At 71.4% G+C, this 12,781-nt stretch carries 10 protein-coding genes; 2 read left to right on the top strand and 8 right to left on the bottom strand.

Going from position 1 to position 12,781, the window contains the following annotated elements:
* Positions 1–11: 11 nt before the first annotated feature.
* Positions 12–2,486, bottom strand: a complete 2,475-nt coding sequence (locus AC27LF_RS01575) for an ATP-dependent Clp protease ATP-binding subunit (RefSeq protein WP_479660213.1) — start codon at positions 2,484–2,486, stop codon at positions 12–14.
* Between the two features lie 156 nt (positions 2,487–2,642).
* On the opposite strand from AC27LF_RS01575, the gene AC27LF_RS01570 reads away from it, so the two are divergent.
* Complete coding sequence (locus tag AC27LF_RS01570) at positions 2,643–2,834, top strand: antitoxin (protein WP_404030879.1); 192 nt, start codon at positions 2,643–2,645, stop codon at positions 2,832–2,834.
* Positions 2,835–2,900: 66 nt separating this feature from the next.
* Here the strand turns inward: AC27LF_RS01570 and AC27LF_RS01565 are convergent, their stop codons facing one another.
* The 5 genes from AC27LF_RS01565 to AC27LF_RS01545 all read right to left on the bottom strand — a co-directional run bounded on the left by AC27LF_RS01565 (position 2,901) and on the right by AC27LF_RS01545 (position 8,337).
* Complete coding sequence (locus AC27LF_RS01565; protein ID WP_479660212.1) at positions 2,901–3,758, bottom strand: lysophospholipid acyltransferase family protein; 858 nt, start codon at positions 3,756–3,758, stop codon at positions 2,901–2,903.
* On the bottom strand, positions 3,758–4,528 hold the full coding sequence (locus AC27LF_RS01560; protein ID WP_479660211.1) for a GNAT family N-acetyltransferase: 771 nt from the start codon (positions 4,526–4,528) through the stop codon (positions 3,758–3,760). Before AC27LF_RS01560 ends, AC27LF_RS01565 begins: the two co-directional genes overlap by 1 nt.
* A 440-nt stretch (positions 4,529–4,968) precedes the next feature.
* Positions 4,969–5,709: a succinate dehydrogenase/fumarate reductase iron-sulfur subunit gene (locus AC27LF_RS01555; RefSeq protein WP_351739529.1), complete on the bottom strand. Its 741-nt coding sequence runs from the start codon at positions 5,707–5,709 to the stop codon at positions 4,969–4,971.
* Positions 5,706–7,664 carry a fumarate reductase/succinate dehydrogenase flavoprotein subunit gene (locus AC27LF_RS01550; RefSeq protein ID WP_479660210.1) on the bottom strand — a complete coding sequence of 653 codons (1,959 nt, stop codon included), beginning with the start codon at positions 7,662–7,664 and terminating at the stop codon, positions 5,706–5,708. Before AC27LF_RS01550 ends, AC27LF_RS01555 begins: the two co-directional genes overlap by 4 nt.
* A 1-nt stretch (position 7,665) precedes the next feature.
* Positions 7,666–8,337, bottom strand: coding sequence for a succinate dehydrogenase (locus AC27LF_RS01545; protein ID WP_479660280.1), 672 nt, complete (start codon positions 8,335–8,337; stop codon positions 7,666–7,668).
* Between the two features lie 130 nt (positions 8,338–8,467).
* On the opposite strand from AC27LF_RS01545, the gene AC27LF_RS01540 reads away from it, so the two are divergent.
* Positions 8,468–9,355 (top strand): LysR family transcriptional regulator, encoded by an 888-nt coding sequence (locus AC27LF_RS01540; protein WP_479664442.1) that lies wholly within the window; start codon positions 8,468–8,470, stop codon positions 9,353–9,355.
* A 407-nt stretch (positions 9,356–9,762) separates the two neighbouring features.
* On the opposite strand, the gene AC27LF_RS01535 is transcribed toward AC27LF_RS01540, so the two are convergent.
* Together AC27LF_RS01535 and AC27LF_RS01530 are read right to left on the bottom strand one after the other, a co-directional pair.
* Positions 9,763–11,907, bottom strand: a complete 2,145-nt coding sequence (locus AC27LF_RS01535; RefSeq protein ID WP_479660208.1) for a putative bifunctional diguanylate cyclase/phosphodiesterase — start codon at positions 11,905–11,907, stop codon at positions 9,763–9,765.
* Positions 11,904–12,722 carry an SAM-dependent methyltransferase gene (locus AC27LF_RS01530; protein ID WP_479660207.1) on the bottom strand — a complete coding sequence of 273 codons (819 nt, stop codon included), beginning with the start codon at positions 12,720–12,722 and terminating at the stop codon, positions 11,904–11,906. Before AC27LF_RS01530 ends, AC27LF_RS01535 begins: the two co-directional genes overlap by 4 nt.
* Between the last annotated feature and the right edge of the window lie 59 nt (positions 12,723–12,781).

Genomic DNA, 12,781 nt, shown 5'->3' with positions numbered 1-12,781 from the left:
CCGGGCGGCCGTCAGCCCACGGCCGCCGACTTGGCGGCGCGGACCGTCACCGAGCCGTCGGCCACGTCCACCACGGCCCGGTCGCCCGGCGACAGCCCGCCGGACAGCAGCAGGTCGGCGAGCCGGTCGTCGACCTCGCGCTGGATGGTGCGGCGCAGCGGGCGTGCCCCGAAGTCCGGCTGATGGCCGATGCTCGCGAGCAGCGCGGCGGCCTCGTCCGTGACCTCAAGGACGACCTCCTGCGCGCGCAGCCGGCGCCGGGTGTGCTCAAGGAGCAGGTCGACGATCTGCCGCAGCTGGGCGCGGTCCAGGCCGCGGAAGACGATGATCTCGTCGATGCGGTTCAGGAACTCCGGCCGGAAGTGCTGGTGCAGGACCGGCATCACCGACTCGCGGACCTTCGTGTAGTCCTCGACGCCGGCGGCCAGGATCCGGTCGGCGCCGATGTTCGACGTCATGATGACGACCGTGTTCTTGAAATCGACCGTGCGTCCCTGGGAGTCGGTCAGCCGGCCGTCGTCCAGCAGCTGGAGCAGCGTGTTGAAGACGTCCGGGTGCGCCTTCTCCACCTCGTCCAGCAGCAGCACCGCGTACGGCTGTCTGCGCACCGCCTCGGTGAGCTGCCCGGCCTCCTCGTGACCGACGTATCCGGGCGGGGCGCCGACCAGCCGGGAGACGGTGTGCCGCTCCTGGAACTCGCTCATGTCGAGGCGGATCATGCGGGTGTCGTCGCCGAAGAGGGCGGCGGCCAGGGCGCGGGCCAGCTCGGTCTTGCCGACGCCGGTCGGGCCGAGGAACAGAAAGCTGCCCACGGGCCGGTTCGGGTCGCTCATGCCCGCGCGGGCCCGCCGGACGGCGCGGGCGACGGCGGTGATCGCCTCGTCCTGGCCGACGACCCGCTCGTGCAGATGCTCCTCCAGCCGCATCAGCCGCTCCCGCTCCTCCTCGGTGAGCTGGGCCACGGGGATGCCGGTGGTACGGGAGACGACGGCGGCGATGTCCTCGGCGGTGACCTCGGGGGTCCGCTCCTGCGCCTTGGCCGCCTCGGCCAGCCGGGTCTCGGCCTCCTTGATCCGGTCGCGCAGCTCCTTGGCGCGCTCGTACTCCTCGTCGGCGACCGCCTGGTCCTTCTCCCGGTTGAGCGCGGCGATCCGGTCCTCGACGTCCCGGGTGTCGGCGAGCGGAGTCTTCGCGCGCAGCCGTACCCGGGCGGCGGCCTGGTCCATCAGGTCGATCGCCTTGTCGGGCAGGAACCGGGAGGTGAGGTACCGGTCGGACAGTTCGGCCGCCGCCACGACCGCCTCGTCGGTGATACGCACCTGGTGGTGGGCCTCGTAGCGGTCCCGCAGGCCGTGCAGGATCTCCACGGTGTCGTCCACGGTGGGCTCGCCGACCAGGATCGGCGCGAAGCGGCGCTCAAGGGCGGCGTCCTTCTCGATGTGCCTGCGGTACTCGTCCACCGTGGTCGCGCCGATCAGGTGCAGCTCCCCCCGTGCCAGGGCGGGCTTGAGCATGTTGCCCGCGTCCAGGGCGCCCTCGCCGCCCGAACCGGCCCCGACGACGGTATGCAACTCGTCGAGGAAGAGCACGAGTTCGTCGCCGTGCTCGCCGACCTCGGCGAGCAGTTTCTTCAGCCGTTCCTCGAACTCGCCACGGTATTTGGTCCCGGCCACCAGGCCGGCCAGGTCCAGGGAGACCAGCCGCTTGTCCTTGAGCGTCTGGGGTACGTCCCCGGCGGCGATGCGCTGGGCGATCCCCTCCACGATGGCGGTCTTGCCGACGCCGGGGTCGCCGATGAGGACCGGGTTGTTCTTGCTGCGCCGCGACAGCACCTCGATGGTCTGCTCGACCTCGTCGTCGCGGCCGATCACCGGGTCCAGGCGGCCCGCCCTGGCGTCCTCGGTGAGGTCACGGCCGTACTCGTCCAGGGTCGGCGTGTTGCTGGGCCCGCGCCGCTCGGCGGCGCTCTCCGCGGGCATCCGGGTCGGCTCCCAGCCGCCCTCCGCCAGCACCCGGCCGGCCGCCGACTCCGGGTTCGCGGCGAGCGCCCGCAGCAGATGCTCCGGGCCGATGTACGAGGCGCCCTCGGCGCGCGAGAGCCGGTAGGCGTCGAGCAGGGCGCGTTTGGCCGCCGGGGTCAGGGTGGCGGGCTCGCTCTTCTCGCCGCTGCCCGCGGCGGTGCCGAGCCGTTCCCGGATGCCGTCGGGGTCCGCGCCGGCCTCGCTGATCAGTCGCCGTGTCGAATCGTGCTCGGTGGCGGCGGCCAGCAGATGCCGGGCGTCCAGGTCCTCGCTGCCCTCCGCCGCGGCGATGTCCCGCGCCTGAGCGACCAGTTCGCGGCCCCGTTCCGACAGCAGGCTGCCGATGTCGACCCGCTGCACCCGCCGGGCGGGCGCGGCCTGGCCGGTCCCGCCGAAGAAGCGGGACATCAGCTCGTCGAACTCCTCGAAGGGGCTGCGTCCGAATCCGAATCCGGGAGTAGTCATCCTCGCGGGCCTTTCTGCGGCGGCAGGCATACCTACGTCCCAAAATGGCACAGAGGGGACACTGCTGCATCCGTACAACCGCGCCCCGCCGAGATGCGAACCGCGTCCGGGCCGGTGAATCTGGGAGAGAAGCCTCTATCAGCTAGGAGGGTTGCCATGTCCCTCATGGACAAGCTCAAGGGCATGCTCAAAGGTCACGAGGACCAGGCGAGCAAGGGCATCGACAAGGCCGGCGACTACGCCGATGAGAGGACCGGCAACAAGTACCAGTCCCAGGTCGACACGGCGCAGCAGAAGATGAAGGACGAGCTGGGCGGCCAGGACAGGGACGTTCCTCCGCATCCGTAGACCAGCGGTCACCGGGGCAGGCGACCGGCGAGACGCCGGCCGCCCTGCTGAATTGCGGCTTCGGTCTCAGGCCGCGCGGGCCGGGCGGGCGCCGAGCGCCGGTTCCACGCGCGAGGCGCCGGTGACCAGGGCCGCATGCGTCCAGTCGGGTCCATGCGCGGCCGGTTCGGCAGCACGAGCCAGACAACGGCGGTCGGGATGGCTGCCCGCCGGGATCACCGGCCGGACCTCCACCTCGGCCACCAGGCCGCGGGATGTCGCCACCCGCCACATGGAGGCGAGCAGCGTGTCCTCGCCGACGAAGGCCGGGGCGGTGCTCGCCGGGCCGTCCGCGACCCGGTAGTGCAGCCGCACCGGCTGGACCGGTACGTCCGCGTCGAGGGCGGCCTGGAAGACGGCCCGGTGGAAGCGGCCCCGGGCCCGCCCGCACCAGGTGCTGCCCTCGGGGAAGGCCACGACCGCGGCGCCGCCGCGCAGCGCCTGCGCGATACGGGCGACGGTGCCGGGCAGGGCGCGCAGCCGGTCACGTTCGATGAACAGGACGCCCGCCCGGGCCGCCAGGGCCCCGGCCACGGGCCACCGGCGGATCTCCGTCTTGGCGAGCATGCGCGCCGGGCGCACGGCGGCCAGCAACGGGATGTCCAGCCAGGAGATGTGGTTGGCCACCAGGAGCAGACCGCCGGTGGGCGCGGCGGTGCCGGTGATGCGGACCTGGACCCCTGCGGCCCGCACGATCGCCCGGCACCACCGCCCGACCAGCCCGGCGGGGATCCTCCCGCCGAGCGGGGACAGCGCGATCCCGGTCAGCACCAGGACCGCGACCCCGGTGATCCGCAGCACGGCGCGCGGTACGGCCGCGGCGGACCCCGTCGGCTCCACGCACGCCCCCGGGGTGCAGGGCGCGCTGGGCAGCCAGACGCTCATCAGGCCGGGACGAGCGAGAGGAAGTGCCGCAGATAGCGCGGGTTGACCCGGCGCATCGACAGCAGCACGTACAGGTCGGCGACCCCGAAGTCCGGGTCGTGCGCGGGCTCGGCGCACACCCAGGCGCCGAGCCGGAGGTAGCCGCGCAGCAGCGCCGGCAGTTCGGTCCGCCCGGCCGGGGCCTCGGCGCTCGGCACCCAGGGCAGCAGGGGCCGTACCCGGAACTCCTCGGGGGCCAGGTGCTTGGCGCTGACCCGGTGCCAGGTGGCGGAGGCGAGGGCGCCGCCGTCGGCGAGCGGTATGGAGCAGCAGCCGGCCAGCCACTCGTGCCCCCGGTCCACCATGTAGCGGGCTATCCCGGCCCAGATCAGCCCGATGACGGTGCCGTCGCGGTGGTCGGGGTGCACACAGGAGCGGCCGACCTCGACCAGGCCCGGCCGGATACCGTCGAGCGCGGTCAGATCGAACTCGCCCTCGGAGTAGAGTCGTCCGGCGACGGCGGCCCGCTCCGGCGGCAGCAGCCGGTAGGTGCCGACGACCTGCCCGGTCACGGTGTCGCGCACGAGCAGGTGGTCGCAGTACGCGTCGAAGGGGTCGATGTCGTGGCCCGGCTGCGGGGTGGACAGCAGGGCGCCCATCTCCCCGGCGAAGACCTCGTGCCGCAGCCGCTGCGCGGCACGCACGTCGGCCTCGTCGGCGGCGAGCGTGACGGTGTAGCGGGTGGGCGCCGCGGGCTGTGGGGGGCGGTCGAGGGTGGAAACGCCGGTCATGGCTCTCTCCTGGTCACGGGCCGGGTCGGCGGAGCGGACGGCGGACCGGTGGCGTTCGGTCTGCCGCACCTGTTCTTCCGATGCCGCCTGACCTCCGCGTGACCGGCGCAGAGAAACCGGGTGTGAGGTTGTTGAACGGCTCGCTCAGCGCCCCCGCACAAGCGAGACGGGGCCGGTGAGCACCACTCCCGACCCCGCCCGTCCGCCCCAAGGCGAACGCTCCCGAAACCCCCCTGCCCGACCAGCCACAACGCACCCGAGCCCCGCCAGGGGCGCGGGGAACTGCGCGACCAGCCACAGACCACCCGCACCCGAAACGAAACGAAAGCCCACCCGATAGGGGCGCGGGGAACTGCGCGACAAACCACAACGCACCCGCACCCGCACCACACGACAAGCCACCCCGACAGGGGCGCGGGGAACTGCGCAAACCCCCCGCGCTAACCCTTCCGCACGGCCCGCAACCACTCCTTGTTCATACTGGTGATCGACATCAACGGGATGCCCTTGGGGCAGGCGGTGGCACACTCCCCGGCGAGCGTGCAGCCACCGAACCCCTCCGCGTCCATCTGCGCCACCATGTCCAGCACACGCGTCTCCCGCTCGGGCGCCCCCTGCGGCAGCACGTTGAGATGGTTGACCTTGGCGGAGGTGAACAGCATCGCCGCCCCGTTGGGGCATGCGGCGACACACGCCCCGCACCCGATGCACTCCGCGTGCTCGAACGCGAAGTCGGCGTCCGGCTTGGGCACGGGCGTCGCATGGGCCTCGGGCGCGGCCCCGGTCGGCGCCGTGATGTAGCCGCCGGCCTGGATGATCCGGTCGAACGCCGACCGGTCCACCACCAGGTCCTTGATCACCGGGAACGCCGAGGCCCGCCACGGTTCGATGTCGATCGTGTCGCCGTCCTTGAAGGACCGCATGTGCAGTTGGCAGGTGGTGGTGCGCTCGGGTCCGTGCGCATCTCCGTTGATCACCAGGCTGCACGCGCCGCAGATGCCCTCGCGGCAGTCGTGGTCGAAGGCGACCGGGTCCTCGCCCTTGAGGATGAGTTCCTCGTTGAGCGTGTCGAGCATTTCCAGGAAGGACATGTCGGAGGAGATCCCGTCCACCTCGTAGGTGGACATGGCGCCTTCGGCGTCGGCGTTGCGCTGCCGCCAGACGCGCAGGGTGAGCTTCATGCGTAGCTCCGCTGAGTGGGGTGGACGTACTCGAAGACCAGGTCTTCCTTGTGCAGGACGGGCGCCTCGCCGGTGCCGGTGAACTCCCAGGCGGCGGCGTAGGAGAACGCGTCGTCCTTGCGGGCCGCCTCGCCGTCGGGCGTCTGCGACTCCTCACGGAAGTGGCCGCCGCAGGACTCGTCGCGGTGCAGCGCGTCGAGGCACATCAGCTCGGCCAGTTCCAGGTAGTCGACGATGCGGTTGGCCTTCTCCAGCGACTGGTTGAACTCCTCGCCGGTGCCGGGCACCTTGATGCGCCGCCAGAACTCCTCGCGGATCTGCGGGATCCGCTCAAGCGCCTTGCGCAGTCCGGCGTCGCTGCGTGCCATGCCGCAGAACTCCCACATGAGTTCGCCGAGTTCGCGGTGGAAGGAGTCCGGGGTGCGGTCGCCGTCGACGGCGAGCAGCAGGTTGAGGCGGTCCTCGGTCTCGGCCAACGCCTCCTGGACGACGGGGTGTTCGGCGGTGACCGTCTCCTGGTGCGGATGGCGGGCCAGGTAGTCGTTGATGGTGGCCGGCAGCACGAAGTAGCCGTCCGCGAGCCCCTGCATCAGCGCCGACGCGCCGAGCCGGTTGGCGCCGTGGTCGGAGAAGTTGGCCTCGCCGATGGCGAACAGGCCGGGGATCGTCGTCTGCAGGTCGTAGTCGACCCACAGGCCGCCCATCGTGTAGTGCACGGCCGGGTAGATGCGCATCGGCACCTCGTACGGATCCTCGTCGGTGATCCGCTGGTACATGTCGAAGAGGTTGCCGTACTTGGCCTCGACGGCCTTGCGGCCCATCCGCTGGATCGCCTCGGCGAAGTCCAGGTACACGCCCTGCCCGCCGGGGCCCACTCCCCTGCCCTCGTCGCAGACGTTCTTGGCGGCGCGGGAGGCGATGTCGCGGGGCACCAGGTTGCCGAACGACGGGTAGATGCGCTCCAGGTAGTAGTCGCGCTCGTCCTCGGGGATCCGGTTCGGCGGGCGGGTGTCGCCCTTGGCCTTCGGCACCCAGATCCGGCCGTCGTTGCGCAGCGACTCGCTCATCAGGGTGAGCTTGGACTGGTGGTCCCCGGTGCGCGGGATGCACGTCGGGTGGATCTGGGTGAAGCACGGGTTGGCGAAGTAGGCGCCGCGGCGATGGGCCCGCCAGATCGCGGTGGCGTTGGAGTTCATGGCGTTGGTCGACAGGTAGAAGACGTTGCCGTAGCCGCCGCTGGCGAGGACGACGGCGTCGGCGACGTATGTGTCGATCTTCCCGGTGATCAGGTCGCGGGCCACGATGCCGCGGGCCCGCCCGTCGATGACGATCAGGTCCAGCATCTCGGTGCGCGGATGCATCTCCACGTTCCCGGCGGCGATCTGCCGGGACAGCGCCTGGTAGGCGCCGAGCAGCAGTTGCTGGCCCGTCTGGCCGCGGGCGTAGAAGGTGCGGGAGACCTGGACGCCGCCGAAGGAGCGGGTGTCGAGCAGGCCGCCGTACTCGCGCGCGAACGGCACGCCCTGGGCCACGCACTGGTCGATGATCTCCACGGAGATCTGGGCGAGGCGGTGCACATTGGACTCGCGGGCGCGGAAGTCGCCGCCCTTGACGGTGTCGTAGAACAGCCGGTGGATCGAGTCGCCGTCGTTGCGGTAGTTCTTCGCGGCGTTGATGCCGCCCTGCGCGGCGATGGAGTGGGCGCGGCGCGGGGAGTCCTGGTAGCAGAACTGGACGACGTGGTAGCCCTGTTCGGCGAGTGTGGCGCCCGCGGAGCCGCCGGCGAGGCCGGTGCCGACGACGATGACCGTGTGCTTGCGGCGGTTGGCGGGGTTGACCAGCTTCGCCCCGAAGCGGCGCTTGTCCCAGCGCTCCTCGATCGGTCCGGTCGGGGCCTTGGCGTCGGCGACCGGCTCGCCGGTCGCGTAGTCCGTGTAGGCGGTGGGGATGGTCATGTCAGCTCACCACTCCGGTCATGACGCCCACGGGTACGGCGATGAAGCCGGCCGTGAGCAGCAGCGCGAGGACGTCGGCGACGGTCTTCAGGGCGCGGTCGCGGGTGCGGCTGCCGACGCCGAGGGTCTGGGCGGCGCTCCAGAAGCCGTGCCGCACATGCAGGCCGAGCGCGAGCATCGCGACGATGTAGATGACGTTGCCGTACCAGGTGGAGAAGGTGTCGACGACGTTCTGGTAGGGGTGGCCCTCCTGGAAGCCGCCGGAGTGCACGGTGCCGGTGGTCAGGTCCAGGACGTGCCAGACGATGAACAGGGCGAGGATGATCCCGCCCCAGCGCATGGTGCGGGTCGCGTAGCTCGCCCGCGGCTTCTTGTGCACGTACCTGCTCGGGCGGGCCCTGAGGTCGCGGCGGCTGAGCTGGTACGCGCAGACGGCGTGCGCGACGACGGCGACGACCAGGACGACGCGGATGACCCACAGCGTCCACTCGTAGTGCATGAACGGCTCGCCGATGGTGCGCAGCCAGTGGCCGTAGCGGTTGAAGTCGCCCGGGCCGAAGAAGATCTTCAGATTGCCGAACATGTGGACGGCCAGGTACAGCAGCATGATCAGGCCGCTGACCGCCATCACGGTCTTCTTGCCGACGGAGCTGTCCCACATCGCGCGCGCCATGGACGGCCGTCGGTCCGTCCGCGTTGCCAGTGCCATGCCCTGCACGCTAGGGCCGTTCGGCCCCATCGGTCCAAGACATGGTCCAGCTCGTTTCCATAGGCACAGGCTATGACGGGGCTATGCTGGCCGGGTGCAGTTCCAGCAGCTCCAGTACTTCGTCGCGGTCGCCGAGACCCGGCACTTCACCCGGGCCGCGGAACAGGTCCATGTGGCCCAGCCTTCGTTGTCCCAGCAGATCAGGGCGCTGGAACGGGAGCTGGGGGCGGATCTGTTCCAGCGGGCCAGCGGCAACATCACGCTCACCGACGCCGGCGAGGCGCTGCTGCCGCTGGCCCGGCGGATCCTGGCCGACGCGGACACCGCCCGGCACGAGGTGCAGGAACTGGTGCAGCTGCGCGGCGGACGGGTCCGGCTGGGCGCCACGCCGAGCCTGTGCACCGGGCTGCTCCCGGACGTGCTGCGTGCCTTCCACGACCGCTACCCCGGCATCCGGCTGCTGATCGAGGAGGGCGGCTCGCACGACCTGGTGCGGGAGCTGGCGCGCGGCGCGCTCGATCTGGCGCTGGTGGTCCTGCCGCTGCCGACGCCGTCGCCGGCGCTGACCACGGTGGAGCTGCTGCGCGAGGACCTGGTGGTGGTCTCCTCGCCTGAGGCCCCGGCACCGGGCCGCGGCGGGCGCCGCCCCGTGCGGATCGCCGACCTTGAGGGTGCGCGCCTGGTGATGTTCCGGCACGGGTACGACCTGCGGGAGCTGACCGTCGCCGCGTGTCGCTCCGCTGGGTTCGAGCCGGATTTCGCGGTGGAGGGGGGTGAGATGGACGCGGTGCTGGGTTTTGTGCGGGCCGGGCTGGGGGTGGCCGTCGTGCCGCGGATGGTCGCTACCCGGTCGGGGCGGGGCCTGCGGGTCACTCCGTTGGCTCGGCCGGGGTTGCATCGGACGATTGCGTTGGCGCACCGCAGTGACGTGGCGCCGCCGCGGGCTGCTCGGGAGTTGCAGCGGATGTTGCTTGAACGGTAACGGGGGCTGCGCCGCTTTGGCCTGGGGGGCGGTTGGGTGGGGCGGTGTTGTTCGAAGGTGCGGGTGGGTGGGGGTGCGGGTATTTTGCGCAGTTCCCCGCGCCCCTGAAGCCCAGCACCTCGGATTGCTTCAGCATCGTTGGGGAGTGCGGGACCGTGGGGGTACGCGTTTTTTTGCGCAGTTCCCCGCGCCCCTGAAGCCCGGCACCTCAGATTGCTTCAGCATCGTTGGGGAGTGCGGGACCGTGGGGGTACGCGACTTTTGCGCAGTTCCCCGCGCTCCTTCGCCGCAGCGCCGAAGCGCTCGCGGGGCATCGGCGAGTGGCGGTGTGGGTTCCCGTGCTCCTGGGGGGCCAGGGGCACGGGAAGGTTCCGTACTCGTCCTCGACGGGTGGGCGCGGTCGGGGGTCAGTTCGTTGCGTCTGCCAGGGCCAGGTGGTGTAGGCGGTCTGGGGGGCCGGGGCGGGCGTAGTACCAGCCCTGGGCCGTGTCGCAGCCCAGTATGCGCAGTTGTTCGGCCTGCGCGCCGGTCTCCACGCCCTCCACGGTGACCGCCAGGTCAAGGCTGTGGGCGAGCGAAACGATCCCCTCGACGATCTTGAGGTCGACGGGGTCGGCCGGGAACCGCTGCATGCTCTGGGTGAAGGAGCGGTCCAGCTTGAGGACGCTCACCGGCAGACGGCGCAGGTTGGCGAGGTTGGAGTAGCCGGTGCCGAAGTCGTCAAGGGCGATGTCCACGCCCATCTCGGCCAGCCGGCGCAACGGCTTGAGCAGGTCGTCGTCGGCACCGATCAGCGCGGACTCGGTGACCTCAAGGCACAGCGCGTCCGGCGCGACACCGGTGCGCTCCAGGATCTCCACCGTGTCCTGGACCAGACCGGGATGGCTCAGCTGGCAGGGCGAGAGATTGACGTTGATGCGCAGCGGGCCGCTCGGCGTCTGCTCCCCGTACCGTTCCCGCCACTCGCGCGCCTGGCGCACCGACTGCTCCAGGACCCAGCGGCCCAGCGGAACGATCAGCCCCGTGTGCTCGGCGAGCGGGATGAACCGGTCGGGTCCGATGACCCCGTGCTGCGGATGCAGCCAGCGGACCAGCGCCTCGGCGCCGCGGACGCTGCCGTCGCCGAGGTGCACCAGCGGCTGGTACTCGATGAAGAACTCGCCGCGCTCCAGGGCCGCGGGCAGCGCCGTGGTCAGCCCGTGCCGGGTGATGGCGCGGGCGTCGGCCTCCGCGTCGGCCAGCTCGAAGCGGTTGCCGCCCGCCGACTTGGCCCGGTACATGGTGATGTCGGCGCTGCGCAGCACCTCCGCGGCGGTACGCTCGCCGGCCGCGCCCTCCACGATGCCGATGCTGCCCCGCACCAGCAGCTCACGGCCGTCGACGCTGACCGGGGTGACGAGGGCGTTCATGATGCGCTCGGCCAGCTCGTCGACCTCCCGCTCGGTGTCGGGCCCGGTGGTCAGCGCCACGAACTCGTCGCCGCCGAGCCGGGCCACCATCTCACCGGGCGCGGTGGCGCACGCCTGGAGCCGGTCGGCGACCTCGACCAGCAGCCGGTCGCCGGCCGCGTGGCCCAGGCTGTCGTTGATGGTCTTGAAGCCGTCCAGGTCCAGGTAGCACAGGCCGAAGCGCTGGCCCTCGCCCGCGCCGAGCGCCTTCTCCAGGCGTTCGAAGAACAGGGTGCGGTTGGGTAGTCCGGTGAGCGCGTCGTGCGTGGCCTCGTAGCGCAGCCGCAGGTTGAGCAGCCGCCGCTCGGTGGTGTCCTCCATCAGCGCGAGCTGGTACTGCGGGTTGCCGTCCGCGTCGCGCAGCAGGGAGACCGTGAGATTGGTCCACAGCACCGTTCCGTCGGTGCGGTTGAACGCCTTCTCCACGTGGTAGTGCTCGCGCTCGCCGCGCACGAGTTCGTCGTAGAGCCGCCAGGTCTGCGGCGCGTCCTCGGGGTGTGTCCACTCCGGTACCCGGCGGCCGCGCAGCGCCTGTTCGGAGAGCCCGAACATGCGCAGCAGCGCCTCGTTGACCTGGAGCAGCCGGCCTTCGAGGTCGGCGATGCCGATCCCTATGGCCGCGCCCTCGAACACCGCGCGGAACCGGGCCTCGCTGGCGTGCAGGGCCTTCGCCACCACGCCCTGGGCCTGCAACGCGGCCCGGGCGATGGCCTCCTGCTCGGCCAGGGTCCGCTCGCGCAGCGCCTGCGCGAACCCGGCCGCCATGGCGTGCTGCAACCGGGAGCAGCGCATGCGCAGTTCGTCCTGCGGCCCGTCCTCGCCGCAGTACAGCACCAGGTAGGCGTCGACGCAGTCCAGGGTGCGGGTCAGCGCCTCCGGGTCGGTGCAGTGCGCGTCGATCAGCGCGGCGCCGACCGCCTTCGCCTCCTCCGCGTCGAAGCCGTGCCTGCGCAGCGCGCGGCTCAGCCGGCGCGCGAGCGGCAGGAGTTGTTCCTCGAACTCCGGCCGGGTCAGCGACGTCGAGGTCACCGGGAACACGGCCCGGCTCCAGATGGTCGCGAACCGCCGCAGTCTGTCCTCCGGCCCGTCCGGCTCCGCGCTCACGCCGTACGCCCCACGCCCGCGAAGCCGGAGAAGGCGAACGGATCCTCGTCGTCCGGGTCGTCCTCCGGCTCCGGGCGCCAGCGCGGCATCGCCACCAGTCCGGGTTCCACCATGTCGTACCCCTCGAAGAACCGCGCGATCTCCTCGCGCGAGCGCATGATCAGCGGGTTGCGAATGTCCTTGTACACGTCGACCGCTCCCGCGGCCCGTTCGGGCGGCAGCGGGATTCCCTCGTACGAGGCATGGGTGAGGATCAGCAGGCTGCCCGGCGCGAATGCCTCGCGCAGCTCGGCCACCGCACCGTAGGGGTCGTCCGCGTCTTCCACGAAGTGCAGTATGGCAACGAGCAGCAGCGCCACTGGCCGATTCACGTCGATCAGTGACCGGACCTCGGGGCTCGACAGGATGTCCTGGGGCTTGCGGAGGTCCGCGGCGACGACGCCCGCGTTCTCGTTGCCCGCCAGCACCGCCTGACTGTGCGCCACCGCCACCGGGTCGTGGTCGACGTACACCACGCGGGCGCCCGGCAGGGCCGCCCCGGCCACCTCGTGGACGTTGCCGAACGCGGGGATCCCGGAGCCGATGTCGAGGAACTGGGTGATGCCGTCGCGCACCGCGAAGCGCACGGCGCGGCGCATGAACGCCCGGTTCGCCTGCACGATCTTGGGGAGTCCCGGCAGGAACTCCATTGCCCTGCGGGCCGTCTCCCGGTCGACCTCGAAGTTGTACGAACCGCCCAGGTAGTAGTCGTGGATACGCGCGACGCTCGGCACCGTGATGTCGATGCTCCGTGGAGCCCAGGCGGGACGCTCCATGTATCTCTCCAAGGCGTAGGCGATCCGGTGTTCGAGCTGAGGCTACTGATCGCCTGCCA

It is taken from the genome of Streptomyces diversicolor (assembly GCF_057537855.1).
The sequence above is the reverse complement of the archived record's forward strand: the minus strand, read 5'-3'. Positions and strand labels throughout refer to the sequence as shown.

Excerpts from the sequence above, each read along its gene's own strand:
- AC27LF_RS01565 (WP_479660212.1), bottom strand. The coding sequence starts at position 3,758 with ATGAGCGTCTGGCTGCCCAGCGCGCCCTGCACCCCGGGGGCGTGCGTG.
- AC27LF_RS01575 (WP_479660213.1), bottom strand. The coding sequence starts at position 2,486 with ATGACTACTCCCGGATTCGGATTCGGACGCAGCCCCTTCGAGGAGTTC.
- AC27LF_RS01560 (WP_479660211.1), bottom strand. The coding sequence starts at position 4,528 with ATGACCGGCGTTTCCACCCTCGACCGCCCCCCACAGCCCGCGGCGCCC.
- AC27LF_RS01555 (WP_351739529.1), bottom strand. The coding sequence starts at position 5,709 with ATGAAGCTCACCCTGCGCGTCTGGCGGCAGCGCAACGCCGACGCCGAA.
- AC27LF_RS01545 (WP_479660280.1), bottom strand. The coding sequence starts at position 8,337 with ATGGCGCGCGCGATGTGGGACAGCTCCGTCGGCAAGAAGACCGTGATG.
- AC27LF_RS01530 (WP_479660207.1), bottom strand. The coding sequence starts at position 12,722 with ATGGAGCGTCCCGCCTGGGCTCCACGGAGCATCGACATCACGGTGCCG.
- AC27LF_RS01550 (WP_479660210.1), bottom strand. The coding sequence starts at position 7,664 with ATGACCATCCCCACCGCCTACACGGACTACGCGACCGGCGAGCCGGTC.
- AC27LF_RS01570 (WP_404030879.1), top strand. The coding sequence starts at position 2,643 with ATGTCCCTCATGGACAAGCTCAAGGGCATGCTCAAAGGTCACGAGGAC.